Origin of the sequence: Mesorhizobium sp. WSM3879 (assembly GCF_002294915.1) — a bacterium.
Taxonomy (GTDB): Bacteria; Pseudomonadota; Alphaproteobacteria; order Rhizobiales; family Rhizobiaceae; genus Mesorhizobium.
Genome location: NZ_NSFZ01000010.1, coordinates 67590 through 87299, shown reverse-complemented (window position 1 = coordinate 87299; position 19710 = coordinate 67590). Strand labels below are relative to the sequence as shown.

Sequence of the window (19710 nt, the reverse complement as noted above, 5' to 3'; positions counted from 1 at the left end):
CGCTCACTCGATTCAGTCTCTGCAAAAACGGACCTATCTTCATGAAATCCCACGTTAAAGCGGTTGTCATCGGCGGCGGTGTCGTCGGCTGCTCGGTGCTCTACCACCTCGCCAAGGCCGGCTGGACCGACATCATGTTGATCGAGCGTTCGGAGCTGACCTCCGGCTCGTCCTGGCACGCGGCGGGCGGCTTCCACACGCTGAACGGCGACCCGAACGTCGCCAAGCTGCAGGCCTATACGGTCCAGCTCTACAAGGAGATCGAGGAGCTTTCCGGCCAGTCCTGCTCGCTGCATCTGACCGGCGGCGTGATGATGGCCGACACGCCCGAGCGCATGGACTTCCTGCGGCTCGCCCACGCCAAGGGCCGCTATCTCGGCATGGATACCGAGCTGATCACGCCGTCAGAAGCCAAGGCGATGTTCCCGCTGATGGACGAGAAGAATTTCGTCGGCGCCATGTGGGATCCGGTCGAAGGCCATCTCGACCCCTCCGGCACGACCCACGCCTACGCCAGGGCCGCGCGAAAACTCGGCGCCGAGATCGTGCTGCGCAACCGCGTCGTCGAGCTGACGCAAGAAGCCGACGGCACCTGGAACGTCGTCACCGAGCAAGGCACCGTGAAAGCCGAGCATGTCGTCAATTGCGGCGGGCTGTGGGCGCGCGAGATCGGCCGCATGGTCGGCGTCGAGCTGCCGGTGCTGGCGATGGAGCACATGTACCTGCTCACCGAGCCGATGCCAGAGGTCGAGGAATTCAACAGATCTACCGGCCGCGAGATGATCGGCGTGCTTGACTTCAAGGGCGAGATCTACACCCGCCAGGAGCGCAACGGCATCCTGCTCGGCACCTATGAAAAAGCCTGCAAGCCGTGGTCGCCGGTCAACACGCCCTGGGATTTCGGGCATGAACTCTTGCCACCCGACATCGATCGCATCGCGCCGTCGCTGGAGATCGGCTTCAAGCATTTCCCCGGCATCGAGAAGGCCGGCATCAAGCAGATCATCAACGGCCCCTTCACCTTCGCGCTCGACGGCAACCCGCTGGTCGGCCCAGTCCAGGGCCTGACCAACTTCTGGTGCGCCTGCGCCGTCATGGCCGGCTTCAGCCAGGGCGGCGGCGTCGGCCTGGCGCTGTCCAACTGGATGGTGCACGGCGATCCAGGCTTCGACGTCTGGGGCATGGATGTCGCCCGCTTCGGCGAATGGGCGACGCTGCGCTACACCAACGCCAAGGTGCGCGAGAATTATTCGCGGCGCTTCTCGATCCGCTTCCCGAACGAGGAACTGCCGGCCGCCCGGCCGGCGCAGACGACGCCGCTCTACGACACGATGCTCGCCAACAATGCGGTCATGGGCGACTCGTGGGGACTGGAAACCCCGCTCTGGTTCGCGCCCAAGGGCACCGAGCCAAAGGACATCGTCTCCTTCCACCGCTCGAACGATTTCGGCCCGATCGGCGAGGAAGTTCGCGCGACGCGCGAACGGGTCGGCGTCACCGAGATCGCCAACTTTGCCAAGTACGAAGTTTCTGGGCCGGGCGCCGAGGATTTCCTCAACCGGCTGATGACCAACCGGATGCCGAAGACCGGCCGCATTGTGCTCACCCCGATGGTCAACGAGTTCGGCAGGCTGATCGGCGACTTCACCATCGCCAAGACCGGTGAGGACCGTTTCATGATCTGGGGCTCTTCGGCCGCGCAGAAATACCATATGCGCTGGTTCGAGAAGCACCTGCCCAAGGATGGTTCTGTGCGCATCCACCGCTTCGACCAGACACTGGTCGGCTTGTCGATCGCCGGACCGAGCGCGCGGAATTTGCTGCAGAAACTTGTGGACGTCGACGTCTCGACCAAGGCCTTCCGCTTCATGGACTTCCGCGAGATGGCGGTCGGCGGCGCGCCCTGCATGGTCAACCGCATCACCTATACCGGCGACCTCGGCTACGAGATCTGGATGGCCCCCGCCTATCAGCGCCTCGTCTACAAGGCGATCAAGGAAGCAGGCGAGGAATTCGGCCTCGTCGATTTCGGCATGCGCGCGCTGCTGTCGATGCGTCTCGAAAAGAACTTCCCAACCTGGTTCCGCGAGTTGCGTCCGATCTACGGGCCGTTCGAAGGCTCGATGGACCGCTTCATCAAGCTGGAGAAGAACGACTTCATTGGCCGCGAGGCGGCTGCCAGGGAGCAGGCGCAAGGGCCGAAGCTGCGCCGCGTCTCCTTCATCGTCGATGCTGCCGACGCCGACGTGATGGGCGACGAGCCGATCTGGGCCAAGGTCAGCAAGGATTACGGCACGGTGGAGAAGCCGCATGGCTACGGCGCGCCGCGCTTCGACGAGACGGGCAAGGAAGTGCGCGGCTCCGAAGCCGCCGAAGGCGCTTCGGCCGAGCGCGGCATCGTCGATGGCGAGTGGCGCGTTGTCGGCTGGGTGACCTCGGGCGGCTATGCGCATTACGTGCAAAAGTCGATGGCCCAGGGCTATGTGCCGGCGGCCCTTGCCGAGGACGAGAGCGCCGGCCTGTTCGAAATCGAGATCCTCGGCCACCGCCGCCCGGCCCACATCAACGTCGAGCCGCCCTTCGACCCGAGCGGCGAGAAGATGCGCACCTGATTCCAGGAAGCCGTAATGTACCGCTTTCGGATCGTGTTGGTGGCCGGCTATATAGCAACCGGCCACCAACGCATCAGATGAGAAGACGACCCTTGCGGCAGCTGGAGAAATGGACCGACTGGCTCTGCGATGAACGGGTCGGCCCTTTCAGTGCCGCAATCGCGTTTGCACTTGCCTATTGCCTGGTCCAGATCGTGGTGATGCCGCTTTCGTCCCATTTCGTGGGCACCGGCGTCGGCGTCGACGACTCCGAACAGTTGATGGCGATGCGCTTCCTCGCGGCCGGCTATGGCGGCTCGCAGCCGCCTTTATACACCTGGTTCGGCATCCTCACGGCCTCGCTGGTTGGAACCAGCATTCTCGCGCTCAAGATCGTCAAATACACGCTGCTGGCCGGTGGATTGGTCGCGTCCTTCGCCACAGTGCGCCGCCTGGGCTATTCAGCCCGCGCGGCGACCACCGCCATGTTCGGCCTGCTGCTGTTTCCACAGATCGTATGGGAGATGCAGCATGCCCTCACCCACTCGGTCGCGGTTTTTTGCTTTTCATCGCTGCTGCTCCTGGCAGTCGCCGAGTTGCAGAAACGGCGCTCGACTACCGCGTATGTGCTGCTTGGCTTGGCGACGGCCGCCGCAATGCTGTCGAAATACAATGAGGTGATCTTTCTCGCTGCGCTGTTCCTTGCGGCGCTGTCCGTCCGCGAAACACGTGAGGCGATCTTCGATCGCCGTTTCCTGATCAGTGTGGTTGTGGCGATCCTTGCCTGCCTCCCCACATTCTACTGGAGCCTCACGCATCTCGGAGACCTGCTGGCGCACAGCGGTGGCCTGGGCGTCGCCGAAGGGGGCAGCGCGGCAAAGACCCTGTCTCGCGGCATCCGCGGCTTAGGCAATGCGATGCTCAATTTCGCCGGGCTGCCGGCCACGATCTTTGCCGTCGCGTTTTTCCTGGCGCGCAAGCAATCCGCTCCACCGCCCGAGGCCGCACCGTGGCCAGAGACGCTGGTCTGGCGGGCGATAGCCTTCGCCTTGCTGATCACGCTCGTGGTGGTGCTGGCGGGCGGCATCACACAGTTTCGCGATCGCTGGATGCTGCCCGTATTCGTGCTGTTGCCGGTCGCCATTGCCATGCGGCTGGGCGCGATGGGGGAAAGGGGCAGGAAGACGCAGGCGACAATCGTCTTCGTCGGCGCCGTGATGGCCATCCTCGTGCTTCCGGTAAGCTGGTACATGCAGGTCCACGGCGGCGATAACCGCGGCAGCATCGTGCGCATGGACTACGCTTCGCTCCATCGTCAGCTGACAGCCGACGGTCCGGTCGGCACTGTGGTCTCGAGTTGGTTCTGGATCGGCAATCTCCGCCTCGTCGATCCCGATCTCATCGTGCTCGACGACGAGATACCCGATTTCGTCAGATCGATCCGCGAGCCCGCGGTGCTTGTGCTCGCGGATGACGAGGAACCGGCCTCCGTCATCTTCAAAAGGATCACCGAGGCCGGCTATGTGATGGATACCGTCCATCGGCGCATCGCGGTGCCGCAGTTGGGGAGCGCACCGCGCCAGGTCACGATCACCAGGCTGCACAAGATGAAGCCGCAATAGACAGACAGGGGGACCGCATGGACACACAACGTTTCGGCCGCCACCGCAAGATCATGCCGTTCGAACCCGGTTCCGTCGAGGCGCTCCGCGCCGCCTCCCGCGAGAAGGCTGGCGCGCTCAACCAGCACGCTCTGGGCTATGGCGCGGTAGCCGAAGCCGAATGGGCGGCGGCAGGCATTGCCGCTCCCGACCTGCCTGCCATGCGAACCTATCGGCTCGAGCGCATCCGCGCCGAACTCAGGCGCCGCGACTATGCCGGCGCCCTGCTCTACGACCCGGTCAACATCCGCTACGCGACGGATTCGACCAACATGCAGCTCTGGGTCGCGCACAATCCGACCCGCCACTGTTTCGTCGCCACAGAAGGTCCTGTGGTGCTGTTCGACTATTTCTCCTGCGAGCATTTGTCGGATCACGCCGGCGTCGTCGACGAGGTGCGGCCGGCGGTGTCGTGGATGTACCTTTATAGCGGCGAGCTGACCGACAAGAAGGTCCGCCGCTGGGCAGCCGGCATCGCCGAGCTCCTTGCCGAGCACGGCGGCGGCAATCGGCGGATCGCCGTCGACCACATCAACCCGGAAGGCGTCGAAGAGCTTGCCCGCCGCGGCATCACGGTCGGCAATGGCGAGGCGGTGATGGAGAATGCGCGCCTCATAAAGTCGCCCGACGAGATCCTCGCCATGCGCCGCGCCATTGTCGCCTGCGAGGCGGCGATGGGCGAGATGGAAGCGGCGCTGAAGCCGGGCATTTCCGAGAACGAACTCTGGGCGGAACTGCATCGCGGCAACATCGCGCGCGGCGGCGAATGGATCGAGACCCGGCTTCTGTCGTCCGGGCCGCGCACCAACCCCTGGTTCCAGGAATGCTCGTCGCGCATCGTCGAGGACGGCGATCTCGTCGCCTTCGACACCGACCTCATCGGTCCCTATGGATTTTGCGCCGACCTCTCGCGCACCTGGCTCTGCGGCGATGGCCGGCCGTCCGACGAGCAGCGTGACCTGTTCCGCATCGCCGCCGACCAGATCGCCCACAACACGGCATTGATGCGGCCGGGCATTTCCTTCCGCGATCTCGTCGAACGCTCCGCCGTGCCGCCTGGAGACTGCTTCCCGGCGCGCTACGGCGTGCTCTACCACGGCGTCGGTCTGGCGGACGAATATCCGACCCTGCCGCATGCCAGCGACTGGACGGACGACACGCCGGATGGCGTCCTGGAACCCGGCATGGTGCTGTGCGTGGAAAGCTATATCGGCAGGCTCGGCGGCCGCGAGGGCGTCAAGATCGAGGAGCAGATCCTCATCACCGAGACCGGCAACGAAAAACTCTCAGCCTACCCGCTCGACGAAAAGCTGCTTGGCAGCTGACCCGTCCAAGCCAAACTCGGCGATGGCCTCGCGCATGGACGCAACGACGTCCGCCGATGTGGCCCTGGCCGAAATAAATGGCAATCCCTTCCGCCTAGTCGTCCAGCCGACGACTTTCATGCGCCGCGCCGCCGGCTCGAATCGCTGCGCCAATGCCCAGCTCTGGCAGTCGATGGCGGCGATATCGGCCCTGCCCTCGGCGATGGCGACGATCGACGACCGATGGCCGCCGCTTTCGCCGCACGAGGCGAAGACGCCCAGACTTTCGCCGATCGCCTCCAGGTCGCGCGTCAGCCCGAGCAGCCCGGACATCGAATCCGGATTGTTGAAGATGAAGCGCTTGCCGCGGATGAGATCGAGCGGGATGACAGCCTTGCCATCCTCGGGCGAGCCAACCGACCGCCCGCCATCAGCCGGCATCACCAGCGCGCTGGAATAGAGCTCGCCCTGCCCGCCCTCGAACGCGTCATAGCTTGGCTGAGCGACCACCTGCACATGCCTGGCAAGGCCGAGCTCCATCGGCCCCCAGCAGGTCTGTCCGAAAAGCAGCGCCGGGCTCAGCCAGAGCTGGTGAAAATCGAACTCATCCGGGGGCAATGTCGCGGGGTCGGGCGCTATCAGCTTTCCGGCGCCGTCTTGGATGCCGCCGGACACCGGCGGCAGGTCGCGATTGCTGCGCGCCATTCTTTCCGGCGCGTCGATACCCCTCCGTCGAAAAGCGTCGCGGAGCTGCGCCCATTGCGCGTCGATCTCGCCACGAACTTCCGGCCAGTCATACATCGGCAGAGCCGCAATCAACTTGCTCATGACGAACAGCTTTCAAAACAGGCGGTCATCGGCGCCTGAATTCCGCGGCGATAAAGCAGTCGCGAAAGTTCGAAATTACTCTTTGGGCGGCTCAGCCGGCACCGGAGCCGTGCCAAGTCCACTCACATTACGCGCTCTGATACGCGGTTTGAAGGCGCGGCCGGGTTCGGGCGCGCGGCGCAGCACCGGATGCACCACCGGCTCCTTGGCCTTGAAGGCAAATGATTTGATCAGCGCGAAATAATTCGGATAGACGTAGCCGTTGTTCATCCGCAGCCATTCTTCGCGGCGATCGCGAAACATCTTCGGCAGTCTGTACCAGGCGACCGTCGGGCTCTTGTGGTGCACGAAATGCAGGTTGTTGTTGAGGAACAGGAAGGAGAGCGGCGACCGCTCGACGATGATCGTGCGGCCCTCCGGATGTTCCGACCACTGATGCTCGGCATAAGTGCGCACCGAAATCAGGGACTGGCCGAGCCACACCGGCCCCAGTATGTAGAGCCAGAGCGGGATGCCGAAGCCGAAGGTCACGATCGGCACGACCACTGCAAGTCCGATAGCATGCAGCAGCCAGGCTTTGCGGATCGCCTTGTCGCCGGCGGCCATCTGTCTGGCGTCGTCGAGGAAGAAGCCGATCGACGACAGCCAAGGTCCGAGAACGAAGCGGCCGACCATTGTGTTGTTGATCTTGAGCAGGAACTTCATCGCCGGCGGCATTTCCTCATGCATCCAGAGCGCCTGGTAATAGCTTTCCGGATCGTCGAGCGGGTCGGTCAGCCGCTCGTCGGCGTGGTGGCGAAGATGGATCGCCTTGAATCGGCGGAACGGCCAGACCAGCCCGATCGGCAGGACGACGAAGGCTTCGTTGATGCTGGCGTTGCGGGTCGGATGGCCATGCAGCACTTCGTGCATCAGCGAGGATTGCAGGGCCAGTATCAAGGCCAAGGCGACAAGGGCCAGCAGCGGATAGGAAGGCCAAAGCAGGAAGCCGGTGGCAAGCCAGGCGCCATAACAGAACAGTGTGAGGAATACTGTCGGCCATTCCACGGCCGGTGTGCTGCTATGTCTCTTGCGTATGCCAGTCATGCTATCGACCACTGCCTTCCAGTCGCCGGAACCACTTTGATTCCTGACAGCATTGTGTCAGGAGCCTGTCGTTGTCGCAACGCGACAAAGTGAACAATCTGTTGCGAATGCGCATTTTTGGCTGCAGATGTTATATATTGTAAACAGATTTGGAGATTTATTTGCGCCTGAGCACCTAGCCAGCAGGCCTGGGCGCAAATTTTTCCTCCATTGGAAAGGCGCGGCGTGATGGACAAGCGTGATCTGTCGACGGTCTTCCGAGAGCGCCTGAAATTGCTCTTGACACGCTCGGACTTGAACCAGTCGGCCTTCGCGAGCGCCGTCGGCATCGATCGTTCGGCGCTGTCGCAACTCCTGTCGGGCGCCTCGACGCGCCTGCCCCGCGCCGAGACGCTTCTCAACATTGCCGCCGAGTTCAAGGTATCGCTCGACTGGCTGCTGGGCCTTAGCCAGGACGAAGGCGTCACCGGCGAGATTCGCGAAAGCCTCGAGATCGAGGAGGCGCCGGACGGCTTTGACCGCACGCTACTTGCCAAATGGCACGCCGAGGCGGTCGGCACCAAGATCCGCTACGTGCCGGCGGGCATTCCGGACCTCCTGCGCACCGAGGCCCTTGTCGAATACGAGGCCGGCATTACCAACAAGAGCCGCGAGGCGCAGGCCGGCGAAACGCAATACCGCATCGACTACAACAGGCGGCCCGAGACCGACATGGAGGTCTGCATGCCGCGCCATACGCTGGAGATTTTCGCACGCGGGCTCGGCGTCTGGGACCGGTTCCCGGAAGCCGAGCGCCGCCGGCAATTGCTGCACATGGCAACGCTCCTCGACGACCTTTACCCGACCTTCCGCCTGTTCCTCTATGACGGCCGCATGCGCTATTCGATCCCTTATACGATCTTCGGGCCGTACCGCGCCGCAATCTATGTCGGCGACATGTATCTGGTGCTGAACGCCACCCAGCCGGTCCGTACCCTGACCAGCCACTTCGACAATCTGATCCGAGCCGCCGACATCAACGCGCATGAGGCGGCGAGCTTCACGCAGAAGCTGGCCGGCATCTCTTTCCCCTCAGGCTCTGTCTGAACGTGACCATCATCGCCATGCTGGCATGCGGCGACCAACCTGGCCGACCCGTCCGTTTTAGGAAACTCATGCAAGAGCGGGGGCGCAAATTCATTGACTAGATATAAAGACTTCTTTATATCGTTATTTGAATTCAAGATGCGAAAGCCAGAGCCATGACCGCCACCAATCCGATCGACGCATTGCTTGCCGAAAAAGGCGTGCTGCTGGCCGACGGCGCCACCGGCACCAATTTATTCGCGATGGGACTTGAGGCCGGCGAAGCCCCCGAGCTGCTCAACGAGACGGCGCCCGACACCATCGCCGCGCTGCATCAGAATTTCGTCGATGCCGGCGCTGACATCATCCTGACCAATTCCTTCGGCGGCACCCGTCATCGGCTGAAGCTGCATCACGCTCAGGACCGCGTGCATGACTTGAACAAGCGCGCCGCCGAAATCGCCCGTTCGGTGTCCGACAAGGCAGGCCGCAAGGTGATCGTTGCCGGCTCCGTCGGCCCGACCGGCGAGCTTTTGGTGCCGCTCGGCGCTATGTCCTATGAGGAAGCGGTGGATGCCTTCGCCGAGCAGATCGAGGGCTTGAAGGCCGGCGGAGCCGAAGTCGCCTGGATCGAGACCATGTCGGCGCCGGATGAGATCCGCGCCGCGGCCGAAGCCGCGATCCGTGTCGGCCTGCCCTACACCTATACCGGTTCCTTCGATACGGCCGGCCGCACCATGATGGGGCTGTTGCCCAAGGATATCCACGGCGTTGCGGACGGACTATCGCAGGCTCCGCTTGGGGTGGGCGCCAATTGCGGCGTCGGCGCAGCCGACATCCTGGCCTCGCTGCTCGACATGACCGACGCGAAGCCGGAAGCCACCGTGATCGTCAAGGGCAATTGCGGCATTCCGGAATTCCGCGGCAGCGAGATCCACTATTCCGGCACGCCGGAACTGATGGCCGACTATGTCCGGCTGGCAGTCGATGCCGGCGCCAAGATCGTCGGCGGCTGCTGCGGCACCTCGTTCGCTCACCTTGCCGCGATGCGCAAGGCGCTCGACGCGCACACCAAGTCGGCGCGTCCGACAGTCGAGTCCATCGTCGAGCGCATCGGGCCGATGCGCAACAAGATAGCGAGCGCTGCCGAGGCAGGCGAAGGCCGTCGCGAACGCCGGCGCAGCCGCGCCTGAAGTCGGCCTGCTCTATTCGCTGTTTTCAGCGTAGCGCGACAGCGCCGTACCGAGATCGGTGGCGGCGCTGTTCTTGCCGTCGGCGCCCATCGTCATCAACGCGCCGGACGCGCGCGGGTCGCTGATCTGTTCCAGCATCACGCGAAAGCGGTCGTTGTTGAGCGCAGAGAGCGCCGTGTCGCGGGCCGCATCGACATTATTCCTGATCCGCGCGGATTCCGCCGACGGAGCGGACGGTGCTCGCGTCTGAAGATTGCCCGCAGTCGGCGTCACGTTCCCGGTGATATGCAATTCCAGCCCCTCACTTCTATCAGCTTTGACTAACAGGAGGGCATTGCGATCAAGTTCCGGAAAAGCCGCGCAATTTAACGATCGGCAAAAGCCGGCAGGTCCTCCGCCGGCTTTTTGTTCCATGGATGGCACCCGCCCTATCTGTTGGTGCCCAGCGACGAGGCTAGCCGCACCAGCGACAGGAATTCCGCCCTGTAGCCGAACGGATCAGCGCCGCGCGCGGCGTTGGCGATCTCCAGGATCCGGTCGTAGCCGAAATTCGCCGTCTGATCCGCGTCGCGCAGCTTCTGCCCGAAAGCCGCGACCGCGACCGAAAAGCGCTGGTCGACGCCGGCTTCATCGAAGGACGGCACCTCGTTGGCCGCGGTCACCGGTGTCGTGATCAGTTTCGAGACATTCTCGTTCGGCAGCTTGTAGCGGATTTTTACGAAGGCATATTCGCCCGCATTGGCAACGCCGCCATTGTCGACCTTCGCCTCGCCATAGCGCAACGGATCGACCTGCTCGGCGCCGCTTCCCTTAGGCGTGACCTCGTAGATCGCATTCACCGAATGGCCGGAACCGATATCGCCGGCGTCGACGCGGTCATTGTTGAAATCCTCGCGCTTGAGCGCCCGCGTCTCATAGCCGACCAGGCGGTATTCCGAGACCTTGGCCGGGTTGAACTCGACTTGGATTTTCACGTCCTTGGCAATGGTGAACAGCGTCGAGGACGCGTCCTCGACCAGCACCTTCTCGGCCTCGGCAAGCGTGTCGATATAGGCGGCCGTGCCATTGCCGTTCTGGGCGATGGTCTGCATCATCTGGTCGTTGAGGTTGCCGCGGCCGAAGCCGAACACCGAGAGAAACACGCCGGTCTTGCGCTCCTTCTCGATCAACCGTTTGAGTTCGTCGTCATCGGTCTGGCCGACGTTGAAATCGCCGTCGGTGGCAAGCATCACGCGGTTGATGCCGTCCTTGACGAAGGATTGCTGCGCAAGTTTGTAGGCTTCCTTGATGCCTGCCTCGCCGGCGGTCGAACCGCCTGGCTCCAGATTGTCTATCGCCGCAAGAATCTTCTGCCTTTCCGCGGCCTTTGTCGGCATCAGCACCGTGCCGGCATTGCCGGCATAGGTGACGATGGAGACGGTGTCGTCGGCCTTGAGCTTGCTGACCAGCAACCGGAACGCCGACTTCAACAGCGGCAGCTTGTCCGGCTCGTCCATCGAACCCGAAACGTCGATCAGGAACACCAGGTTGGCCTTCGGCGCCTCGACCGGCTTCACGTCAAAACCCTTGATCGCAACATGCATCAGCTTGGTGCGCTCGTTCCAGGGCGTCGGCATGACGGTGACGGTCGAATTGAACGGCGTCGCGGCCGAGTCCGGCCCCTTCCAGTCATAGGGGAAGTAGTTGATCATCTCTTCGACCCGCACCGTACCTGGGTCGGGCAGAATACCTTCCTTCAGCGAGCGGCGGACGAAGGAATAGGACGCCGTGTCGACATCGATCGAGAAGGTCGACACCGGATCCTGGGCGGCTTGGTGAACCGGATTGGTCTTGAAGGTCTCGATGCGGTCGCGGTTTTGCTCTTGCGGCTGCATTTGATCGGCCGGCATGGGCGCCGGCTGAACCATCGGCCTGGAACCAGCGACGGCGCCAGCCGGCATCTCTGCAGGCTGCATGGCGGTTGCCGGCGCCTGGGCATCCGCGCGTCCGCCGGCGGCCAGCTGGTCAACCTCCGCAGGTGCAGGCGGCGGCGCAGGCAGCGCCTGTGGTACTTGCTTGGCAAAGTCCTTCAACGCCCCGTATTCCTGCCTGGTCCGATCATCGGATCGGCTCAATTCAGTTTTCGGCGGCGATGCCGGTGCGACCTGCGCCTCGTCTTCGACACGCCTCTCGCTGTCGGCGCCGGTCTTCTTCTCCTTGGCAGGCGCGGCCGCCAGCGGCTCGCTGATCGCGGGCTGGTTCGGTATCGGCTTCTGCGCAACCGGCTTGTCGGCCACCGTTTCGGTGACCTTCCCGTTTGAAATAACGGGCGGCTGCTCCCTCAGCATCTCAAAAGCGGCATAGCCGGCGATAGGCAGCGCGACCAGCGCGGTCAGGGCCGGGGTGGCAATGAGTTTCCGTTGCATGATCTCTCTCCAGAGCCTTTGTGCTCGCTCCGTGAGACGAAGACCTGCCGGCGATCCTTGGGGGGCGGTCGAAATTTTTTCGTTCAAGTCGAAGGCCTGCATCGCGGCGGCCAACGCACGCGTTTGCGCTTCGCTGTCCGGCGCCGGAACTGCCAGATTGCGCAGCCTTTCGAGTTCGTTGTCGTCGACCATGGTCACACTTCCCCGGCTGAGCGCATGAGCAGCTTCAGCCGTTTCTTCGCTTCATGGATGTGCCAGGAAACCGTCGCCTCCGAGATCGCCATCATCTCGGCCGCAGCCGCGTGGCTCAACCCTTCGCCATAGACGAGCAGCACCGCGTCGCGCTGCTTGTCCGGCAGCATGCGCACCGCCGCCCACAGCGCCTCGGCCGGGTCCTGGGCTCCCGCCGAGCCCTCCCCCGCGATCAGCGCATACGTGCCGAAGGCCTCGGTCTTCGCGCTGTCGCGGGCGCGCTTGCGAATCATGTCGCGCGAAGCGTTCAGTGTCATGGCGTAGAGCCAGGTCGTGAACGCGCCATTGCCCTGATAGTCGCGGATTGCCCGGCCGAGCCGCACGCAGACATCCTGGGCGATATCTTCGGCATCGGCCTTGCGGCCGCACCAGCGATAGGCGGCGCGATAGACGAAGCCATAGTGCCTTTCGAGCAGTTTGCCGAAAGCCCCCCGGTCTCCGCCCCTCGCCCGCCCGATCAATTCGGCATCGGAGGCTTCGCTGTCGTCCAGCATCATCGCCGTCATTTGCCTGTTGGACGAAGGCTAATGGCGATTCCTTGGGGCGATGGAAAGATTTTTTTGCGGCAGCCTCCGCACCCTACCCCAAGGTTTCGGCGAACAGCGTGATGAGCCGCTTCCAATGGCGCTCGGCGCCCGCTTCGTCATAGACGCTGTGGTCCTTGACGCACCAGCCATGACCGACGCCGACATAGTTCTCGATCGTGTGGTCGACTTCGGCGACCCTGAGCGCCTCTGCCAGCCGGGCCGATTGCTCCGGCGGAAAGCTGCGGTCCACGCCGGCGACCCCGACGTAGATGCGTGCCTTGATCGACGCCGCCTTCCGGTGCGGGCTGTCGGGCGCGTCGCTTGCCAGATTGCCGCCGTGGAAGCTGGCGGCGGCAGCAATGCGGTCGGGATAGGCCGCGGCGGCATTAAGAGCCCGTGCGCCGCCCATGCAATAGCCGACGACGCCGACCGGCCCGTCTAGGCCTTCGGCAGTGAGCGCATCGACGAAGGCCACGCTATCGCGGATGGTCATCTCTTGCGTGGTGCCACCGCTCAGCGCCGTCAGTTGAGCCCTGGTCTTATCCTCAGCAAACGCAGTCTTAGGGTCGAACGGTCCATAGGGCACGCTGCGATAGAACAGATCGGGCACCAGCACGGCATAGCCATGCCCTGCGAGGCGTTCGGCCATCTGGTCGAGCGTCGGCCGCGGGCCGAAAATATCCATGTAGAGGATAACGCCGGCCCTGGCCGCCGCCGCCGGTCGGAACAGCCCGGCCTTGGCCTTCCCGTCCCGGGTTTCGATCTCGATCTCTTGCTTGGCCATGCTGCTCTCCGTCGTCTGTCCGCGCGATAGATATCCGGCTGGAGCGGCCCGGCAAGACAATCCCGGAGCCTGGCGTTCAAGATTTCGTGCGGTTGGCCTTCATCTTACAGCCGAGCAAAGGCCGCCATATGAAAGGCCTGCACCTCTGGCGGATAGCGATAGTCCGCCCCGTAGGGACATGCGTTGCGGTCGAGGCAGCCGCTCGTGCGGCACAGGCCGCCTCCGGGGCCGCGCACATGCCCAAGACAGGCTTCATGGGCAAAACCCTGCTCGGAATAGGCATCGACCGGACAGGAATTCATGCAGGGTTTTTCGACGCATGTGTCGCAGAGATGAATCGCTTCTCGAGGTTCGGGGAGGAAAATCTCTTCCTCGAACAGCAGCGCGCCGCGATAGGCATGCCACAACCCATACTGCGGATGCATGAGGATGCCGAGCGGCGACGGCTTCAACCCTTCCGCCCGCATCGCCCATTGCTGGAACGGCAGATAGGGCCTGTCGGAGGGCGACACGGCGCGAGCGCCGAACGCTTGCGCCACCGCGCCGATCACCTCCCGCGACCAGGTGTCGAGCGGGTTGACGATCCCGCTGGCCCGCTGCCCGAGCCAGCGCTGGAAGTGCGGCCAGGGTGCGGCGCCGGCCTGCCCGACCAGGAGGGCGGACTTCGCAGGCGCGCCTGAAAGCCCCGCAGGCACGGCTTCATCACTAGCGAAGCGAAAGCCGCCCCGAAGGATCAGGCCGTCGGCGGCAAGCGCGGCCGCGGTCCCTTCGATCGTGCCGCGCGAAAAAGTCATCCCTTCTTGTCCGGGTCGGAGAACGCGCTCCGCCAGACTTCCTTATGGATGATGTTGGCGACTTTAGCCCAGCCTGACTCGGGCTCCTTTCAAGTGAAGGCGTCGGCCATCGAGGCCTTCTTCCTGTCGATGAAATCCTTCAGTGCCTCGTCGATCGCCGGATCGAGATGCGGTGCCTCGTAGCTTTCCAGCCAGCGGCGGGCGAGCTCGTTGGCGCGCTGCGGCGCTGTCTTTTCGCCTTCGGCCAGCCACTGCTCATAGGAATTGTTGTCGGCGATGTTGGAGCGGTAGAAGGCGGTCTGGAAATTCGCCTGCGTGTGGTCGCAGCCGAGATAGTGGCTGCCCGGACCGACCTGGCGGATGGCGTCCATCGCCTGGCCGTTCTCCGACAGGTCGACGCCCTCGGCGAATTTCTGCGTCATGCCGAGCTGGTCGATGTCCATCATGAATTTCTCGTAGCAGGAGGCGAGACCGCCCTCGAGCCAGCCGGCCGAATGCAGCACGAAGTTGGTGCCGGCAAGGATGGTCGAGTTCAGCGTGTTGGCGCTCTCATAGGCCGCCTGCGCATCCGGGACCTTCGAGGCGCAGAGCGAGCCGCCGGTGCGGAACGGCAGGCCTAGCCGGCGCGCGAGCTGCGCTGCGCCATAGGAAACCAGCGATGGTTCCGGCGTGCCGAAAGTCGGCGCGCCCGACTGCATCGAGATCGACGAGGCGAAAGTGCCGAACAGCACCGGCGCGCCGGGCCTGATCAGCTGCGTGAAAGAGGCGCCGGCAAGCACCTCGGCCAGGATCTGCGTCAGCGTTCCGGCAACCGTCACCGGGCTCATCGCGCCGGCCAGGATGAACGGCGTGACAATGCAGGCCTGGTTGTGGCGCGAATAGACTTTCAGCGCGCCGAGCATGGTCTCGTCGAACACCATCGGCGAGTTGGCGTTGATCAGGCTGGTCAGCACCGTGTTGTTCTCGACGAAATCCTCGCCGAACACGATCTTGGCCATCGCCACCGTATCCTCGGCCCGCTCCGGCGCCGTCACCGAGCCCATGAACGGTTTGTCCGAATAGCGGATATGCGAATAGACCATGTCCAGATGGCGCTTATTGACCGGCACGTCGACCGGCTCGCATACCGTGCCGCCCGAATGGTGGATCGACGGCGCCATATAGGCGAGCTTCACGAAATTCTGGAAATCCTCAAGCGTTGCGTAGCGGCGGTTGCCGTCGAGGTCGCGCACGAAGGGCGGGCCGTAGACCGGCGCGAACACCGTTCCCTTGCCCCCGATCTGCACCGAACGCTCCGGATTGCGCGCATGCTGGGTGTAGATCGAAGGCGCGGTCTTGAGCAGCGAGCGGCAAAGCCCCTTGGGAAAATGCACGCGCTCGCCTTTCACATCGGCGCCGGCCTCTTTCCACAGCGCGAGCGCCTCGGCGTCGTCGCGGAAGATGATGCCGATCTCTTCCAGCACCGTGTCTGTGTTTTTCTCGATCAACGCCAGGCCTTCCTCGTCGAGGACCTCGTAGACGTTGATCTTGCGCTTGATATAGGTGAGCTGGGTGCCCGGACCGCCGCCTGCGCGCGCCGCACGCCTGGCCGCCGCGCCGCCGCTGGCGCCGCGTCCGCGTCGTCCGCCCGACGCTTCCTGCTCGACTGCCGCGTTATCGCTCATGATCGTTCTTCCTATAGATTTTAGATTTGGGCCTGAATTGGCTCGCGGCCGGTTCGCCGCCGCTTCTTTCCGGATCGTAGCCATGCACCCTATTGGAAACGGCCCGCCAGCGCCAACGCCTGTCGCAAAATCGACAAGAAAACCGCCAACTTTTCAGTCGCTTTCCTTTTGCGGGAAGTCGCAAATCAGCTATGGCTACCTTGCCCTCGCGGGTTAGGTATTGGCGCATCGATTTTTGAGCTGCAGCAAGCATTCCGAGCAGCAAGGAGCCCGAGGAAAAAATGTCCGACGACGAGATCATCCTTTCCGAGCTTTCCGACGAGGAACTCGTGCAGCAGATGCATGACGACCTTTATGACGGGCTGAAGGAAGAGATCGAGGAAGGCACGCATATCCTTCTTGAGCGCGGCTGGCAGCCCTACACGGTGCTGACCGAGGCGCTGGTCGAAGGCATGCGCATCGTCGGCGAAGATTTCCGCGATGGCATCCTGTTCGTGCCGGAAGTGCTGCTCTCGGCCAACGCCATGAAGGCCGGCATGGCCATCCTGCGCCCGCTGCTTGCCGCCACCGGCGCGCCCAAGCAGGGCAAGATGGTGATCGGCACCGTCAAGGGCGACATCCACGACATCGGCAAGAACCTCGTCGGCATGATGATGGAGGGCGCCGGCTTCGATGTCATCGACCTCGGCATCAACAACGCGGTCGAGAAATATCTGGAAGCGATCGAGCAGCATCAGCCCGACATCATCGGCATGTCGGCGCTGCTCACGACGACCATGCCCTATATGAAGGTCGTTATCGACACGATGAAGGAAAAGGGCATTCGCGACGATTACGTCGTGCTGGTCGGCGGTGCGCCGCTCAACGAGGAATTCGGCAAGGCCGTCGGCGCCGACGCCTATTGCCGCGATGCCGCGGTGGCGGTCGAGACCGCCAAGGATTTCATGAAGCGCAAGCACAACGTTCGCGCTTCCGCCTGATCCCAGGGCATCAGGATGGATCGAAAAAAGCCGCGCCTTGCAGCGCGGCTTTTTTGTTCCCAGATGATGATGATCAGGCTGAACGATCAGTTGGCGACAGTGTCTTTGACCGCCCTCGCCGTCGATTTGACGTCCTTGCCGACGCCTCGAATGGTGTTGGCGCAGGCGGTGAGTGCAAGCGCGCAGGCAAGGATGGCAATCGGCGCGATGCGTAGCAGTTTCATGGGTGTCTCCCTCAACAGATAATTAGCCCCGCAGCGAAAACCGGCTCGACTGGTTCATGGTCAAAACGCAAAAAACGAAACCGAATCAAACAGACAGGCTGCTCGTCATCGCCTGCGGGATGATTGCGCGCGAAGTTTTGGCCGTCAAGCAACAGCTAAAGCTCGATCACCTTGAGTTGACCTGCCTGCCGGCCGAGTTCCACTTCTATCCGGACCGCATCGCGCCGGCCATGGACAAGGCCATCGAAAAGGCCAAGGCGGAAGGCTACAACCACATCTTCGTCGGCTATGCCGATTGCGGCACCGGCGGCATGCTCGACCGCGTGATCGAGAAGCATGGCGTGGAGCGCATGGCCGGCCCCCATTGCTTCGCCTTCTACCAGGGCATGGACGCCTACGCGAAGGTCGCCGACGGCGACATGATGTCGTTCTACATGACCGACTTCCTCTGCCGCCAATTCGACGCCTTCTTCATCAAGCCGCTCGGGCTCGACAGGCATCCCGAGCTTATCAAGGACTATTTCGGCAATTACGAGAAGCTGATCTATCTCGCGCAAACCGACGATCCGGAACTCGACAAGGTTGCCGAGAAAGCCGCCGCCATGCTCGACCTCGCCTACGAGCGCCGCTCGACCGGCTATGGCGATCTCACGGGTGAACTGGCACGGGCGGCAGCCAACGCTTGAGGCTCTCGCAGGGCTGCTTCAAACGGCGGCCAGCGGAACGGACGATCGACTTGCAGACGAAGCCCCCTCGCCGCCGCTGTTAAGCCGGATGACAGCGGCCTGCGAACGGGTAAGTTGTGCCCCAGCAGACCAAACAGCTGTTCCAGCCACCGATTCGGGGAACGTCCATGATCCCTCGCCTGCTGCTTGCCGCCCTTTGCCTTATTGGCTTTGCCCTGCCGGCCTATGCCGATGGCGAGGTGCAGAAGCTGATCACCGCCGCCGACAAGGCGCGGCTCGACAAATATGGCGAAACGCGCAAGGCGGCTCTCGAAGAGGCAAAGGCCGGCGATCCGGCTGAGGTCAAGCAACTCGATGCGCTGCTCGCGAAGCCGCTGGTCGCTTTCTCCGACAAGGATCTGACCGGCAACTGGAAATGTCGCACCATCAAGGCCGGCGGCTTGAGCCCGCTCGTCATCTATGGCTGGTTCAAATGCAAGGTCACCGAGGACGGCTCGGGCTGGCGGCTGCAGAAGATCAGCGGCTCCCAGCGCACCACCGGTCGGTTCTTCGACGACGGTGAGAAGCGGGCCATCTATCTCGGCTCGTTTTCGGTCAATGACGAAAAGGCCAAGCCCTATGGCAGCGGCGCCGAAAGCGACCAAGTGGGCTATGCCTTCCGCAACAGTGCCACCGAGTGGCGCATCGAATTCCCCGCGCCCTATTATGAATCGAAGCTCGACATCATGGAATTCAAGCGCTGACTGAGCCCGAAAAGTTGCAGACTTTTCGGACCAGGATCATGCGTCTCACCAAGGGTTAACCCGCTCGCCCTAGCATGCGCCCGACTTTGAGAGCGGGTGCTTGCCATGGCAAAGTCGGAATCCAGTCCGCGACGGATTGTGGTCGTCACCGAAGGCGGTCCGCATATCTGGGCAATCGTCAACGCCATCGCCGATCGCGTCGGCCCTGTCAGCGTCATCCTCGAAACCCCTGAATCAAAAAGGCGCTTGCTGCTTGGCCGCGCCCGCCGCCAGGGCTGGATCTCGGCCATCGGCCAGCTCGGCACGATGCTGCTGACCAGGCTTGGCAAGCGGTTCTTTGCCGGCCATGCCGCACGCCTGATTGCCGAGGAAAAGCTCGAGTCAGAGCCTCGCCCTGACCAGGCGATCATCCATGTGCCTTCCGCCAACGGTCCGGAATGCCTTCAGGCGATCGAGAAGATCGGGCCGGGCGTCGTGCTCCTCGCCGGCTGCCGGCTGCTGTCGAGGGATACGCTCGCGAAGATGCCTTGCCCGGTGCTCAACTATCACGCCGGCATTGCCCCGAAATATCGTGGCATGAATGGCGGCTACTGGGCGCTGGCTTCCGGCGATCGAGTGAATTTCGGCACCACTGTGCATCTGGTCGATGCCGGCATCGACACCGGCGGAGTGCTGAAGCAGGCGCGCGGCACGTCGAAACGCGGCGACACCATTGCCAGCTACGCGCTGCGGCAGGCGGCATTTTCCCGCGACATCTGCGTCGAGGCAGTGGCCGAGGCGCTGGCGGGAAAACTTACGACGATCGATCCCGGCCTGCCCTCGAAACAGTGGTTTCACCCGACGATTTGGTCCTACCTCTGGACCGGCCTGACGAAGCGCGTCTGGTAATCTGCCGGCGTCGGAAATTCAGCACTCGCTTTGCG

General features: G+C 63.2%; 18 protein-coding genes. 9 read left to right on the top strand and 9 right to left on the bottom strand.

The features are described 5' to 3' along the window. Positions 1–41: 41 nt before the first annotated feature. The 3 genes from CK218_RS21840 (at position 42) to CK218_RS21830 (ending at position 5577) form a co-directional block, all read left to right on the top strand. Entirely contained in the window at positions 42–2612 is a 2571-nt protein-coding gene (locus tag CK218_RS21840) for an FAD-dependent oxidoreductase (protein ID WP_095828855.1), read from the top strand. A 92-nt stretch (positions 2613–2704) separates the two neighbouring features. After that, entirely contained in the window at positions 2705–4213 is a 1509-nt protein-coding gene (locus CK218_RS21835; RefSeq protein WP_179294568.1) for a glycosyltransferase family 39 protein, read from the top strand. Between the two features lie 17 nt (positions 4214–4230). Further along, positions 4231–5577 (top strand): Xaa-Pro peptidase family protein, encoded by a 1347-nt coding sequence (locus CK218_RS21830; protein ID WP_095828853.1) that lies wholly within the window; start codon positions 4231–4233, stop codon positions 5575–5577. On the opposite strand, the gene CK218_RS21825 is transcribed toward CK218_RS21830, so the two are convergent. Both CK218_RS21825 and CK218_RS21820 read right to left on the bottom strand, forming a co-directional pair. Continuing rightward, positions 5539–6384: a PhnD/SsuA/transferrin family substrate-binding protein gene (locus tag CK218_RS21825; protein ID WP_095828852.1), complete on the bottom strand. Its 846-nt coding sequence runs from the start codon at positions 6382–6384 to the stop codon at positions 5539–5541. The genes CK218_RS21830 and CK218_RS21825 overlap by 39 nt on opposite strands. A 75-nt stretch (positions 6385–6459) precedes the next feature. Then, complete coding sequence (locus tag CK218_RS21820) at positions 6460–7470, bottom strand: fatty acid desaturase (RefSeq protein ID WP_095828851.1); 1011 nt, start codon at positions 7468–7470, stop codon at positions 6460–6462. A 228-nt stretch (positions 7471–7698) separates the two neighbouring features. On the opposite strand from CK218_RS21820, the gene CK218_RS21815 reads away from it, so the two are divergent. Then, complete coding sequence (locus tag CK218_RS21815) at positions 7699–8556, top strand: helix-turn-helix transcriptional regulator (protein ID WP_066999708.1); 858 nt, start codon at positions 7699–7701, stop codon at positions 8554–8556. Positions 8557–8711: 155 nt separating this feature from the next. Beyond that, positions 8712–9728 carry a betaine--homocysteine S-methyltransferase gene (gene bmt, locus CK218_RS21810; protein ID WP_066999705.1) on the top strand — a complete coding sequence of 339 codons (1017 nt, stop codon included), beginning with the start codon at positions 8712–8714 and terminating at the stop codon, positions 9726–9728. A gap of 12 nt (positions 9729–9740) precedes the next feature. Here bmt and CK218_RS21805 read toward each other — a convergent pair whose 3' ends face one another. The 6 genes from CK218_RS21805 to CK218_RS21780 all read right to left on the bottom strand — a co-directional run bounded on the left by CK218_RS21805 (position 9741) and on the right by CK218_RS21780 (position 16154). Continuing rightward, positions 9741–10142, bottom strand: coding sequence for a hypothetical protein (locus tag CK218_RS21805; RefSeq protein WP_245299688.1), 402 nt, complete (start codon positions 10140–10142; stop codon positions 9741–9743). A gap of 14 nt (positions 10143–10156) precedes the next feature. Further along, on the bottom strand, positions 10157–12325 hold the full coding sequence (locus tag CK218_RS21800; RefSeq protein ID WP_095828850.1) for a VWA domain-containing protein: 2169 nt from the start codon (positions 12323–12325) through the stop codon (positions 10157–10159). Positions 12326–12327: 2 nt separating this feature from the next. Further along, complete coding sequence (locus CK218_RS21795; RefSeq protein ID WP_095828849.1) at positions 12328–12891, bottom strand: RNA polymerase sigma factor; 564 nt, start codon at positions 12889–12891, stop codon at positions 12328–12330. A 73-nt stretch (positions 12892–12964) separates the two neighbouring features. Then, on the bottom strand, positions 12965–13696 hold the full coding sequence (locus CK218_RS21790) for a dienelactone hydrolase family protein (RefSeq protein ID WP_095828848.1): 732 nt from the start codon (positions 13694–13696) through the stop codon (positions 12965–12967). 104 nt (positions 13697–13800) lie between these two features. Continuing rightward, positions 13801–14490, bottom strand: coding sequence for a hypothetical protein (locus CK218_RS21785; RefSeq protein WP_095828847.1), 690 nt, complete (start codon positions 14488–14490; stop codon positions 13801–13803). Positions 14491–14579: 89 nt separating this feature from the next. Next, positions 14580–16154, bottom strand: coding sequence for a trimethylamine methyltransferase family protein (locus CK218_RS21780; RefSeq protein WP_066999687.1), 1575 nt, complete (start codon positions 16152–16154; stop codon positions 14580–14582). A gap of 281 nt (positions 16155–16435) precedes the next feature. On the opposite strand from CK218_RS21780, the gene CK218_RS21775 reads away from it, so the two are divergent. Beyond that, positions 16436–17134: a B12-binding domain-containing protein gene (locus CK218_RS21775; RefSeq protein WP_066999684.1), complete on the top strand. Its 699-nt coding sequence runs from the start codon at positions 16436–16438 to the stop codon at positions 17132–17134. 86 nt (positions 17135–17220) lie between these two features. On the opposite strand, the gene CK218_RS21770 is transcribed toward CK218_RS21775, so the two are convergent. Next, positions 17221–17358 carry an entericidin A/B family lipoprotein gene (locus CK218_RS21770; protein ID WP_019858698.1) on the bottom strand — a complete coding sequence of 46 codons (138 nt, stop codon included), beginning with the start codon at positions 17356–17358 and terminating at the stop codon, positions 17221–17223. A gap of 56 nt (positions 17359–17414) precedes the next feature. Here CK218_RS21770 and CK218_RS21765 point away from each other — a divergent pair, with 56 nt between their 5' ends. From CK218_RS21765 to CK218_RS21755, 3 genes are all read left to right on the top strand, one after another. Beyond that, entirely contained in the window at positions 17415–18044 is a 630-nt protein-coding gene (locus tag CK218_RS21765; RefSeq protein WP_066999681.1) for a DUF1638 domain-containing protein, read from the top strand. Between the two features lie 167 nt (positions 18045–18211). Continuing rightward, the gene (locus CK218_RS21760; RefSeq protein WP_095828846.1) at positions 18212–18787 is read left to right on the top strand and encodes a DUF4893 domain-containing protein; all 576 of its coding nucleotides are present in this window, start codon (positions 18212–18214) and stop codon (positions 18785–18787) included. Positions 18788–18892: 105 nt separating this feature from the next. Then, positions 18893–19675 carry a formyl transferase gene (locus CK218_RS21755; protein WP_095828845.1) on the top strand — a complete coding sequence of 261 codons (783 nt, stop codon included), beginning with the start codon at positions 18893–18895 and terminating at the stop codon, positions 19673–19675. The last annotated feature ends 35 nt before the right edge of the window (positions 19676–19710 follow it).

Bases quoted from the DNA above. Each gene is read 5' to 3' on its own strand.
- CK218_RS21765 (WP_066999681.1), top strand. From the start codon at position 17,415: ATGGTCAAAACGCAAAAAACGAAACCGAATCAAACAGACAGGCTGCTC.
- bmt (WP_066999705.1), top strand. From the start codon at position 8,712: ATGACCGCCACCAATCCGATCGACGCATTGCTTGCCGAAAAAGGCGTG.
- CK218_RS21800 (WP_095828850.1), bottom strand. From the start codon at position 12,325: ATGGTCGACGACAACGAACTCGAAAGGCTGCGCAATCTGGCAGTTCCG.
- CK218_RS21830 (WP_095828853.1), top strand. From the start codon at position 4,231: ATGGACACACAACGTTTCGGCCGCCACCGCAAGATCATGCCGTTCGAA.
- CK218_RS21755 (WP_095828845.1), top strand. From the start codon at position 18,893: ATGGCAAAGTCGGAATCCAGTCCGCGACGGATTGTGGTCGTCACCGAA.
- CK218_RS21785 (WP_095828847.1), bottom strand. From the start codon at position 14,490: ATGACTTTTTCGCGCGGCACGATCGAAGGGACCGCGGCCGCGCTTGCC.
- CK218_RS21760 (WP_095828846.1), top strand. From the start codon at position 18,212: ATGATCCCTCGCCTGCTGCTTGCCGCCCTTTGCCTTATTGGCTTTGCC.
- CK218_RS21825 (WP_095828852.1), bottom strand. From the start codon at position 6,384: ATGAGCAAGTTGATTGCGGCTCTGCCGATGTATGACTGGCCGGAAGTT.
- CK218_RS21815 (WP_066999708.1), top strand. From the start codon at position 7,699: ATGGACAAGCGTGATCTGTCGACGGTCTTCCGAGAGCGCCTGAAATTG.
- CK218_RS21770 (WP_019858698.1), bottom strand. From the start codon at position 17,358: ATGAAACTGCTACGCATCGCGCCGATTGCCATCCTTGCCTGCGCGCTT.
- CK218_RS21805 (WP_245299688.1), bottom strand. From the start codon at position 10,142: ATGGAACAAAAAGCCGGCGGAGGACCTGCCGGCTTTTGCCGATCGTTA.
- CK218_RS21790 (WP_095828848.1), bottom strand. From the start codon at position 13,696: ATGGCCAAGCAAGAGATCGAGATCGAAACCCGGGACGGGAAGGCCAAG.
- CK218_RS21795 (WP_095828849.1), bottom strand. From the start codon at position 12,891: ATGACGGCGATGATGCTGGACGACAGCGAAGCCTCCGATGCCGAATTG.
- CK218_RS21775 (WP_066999684.1), top strand. From the start codon at position 16,436: ATGTCCGACGACGAGATCATCCTTTCCGAGCTTTCCGACGAGGAACTC.
- CK218_RS21840 (WP_095828855.1), top strand. From the start codon at position 42: ATGAAATCCCACGTTAAAGCGGTTGTCATCGGCGGCGGTGTCGTCGGC.
- CK218_RS21820 (WP_095828851.1), bottom strand. From the start codon at position 7,470: ATGACTGGCATACGCAAGAGACATAGCAGCACACCGGCCGTGGAATGG.
- CK218_RS21780 (WP_066999687.1), bottom strand. From the start codon at position 16,154: ATGAGCGATAACGCGGCAGTCGAGCAGGAAGCGTCGGGCGGACGACGC.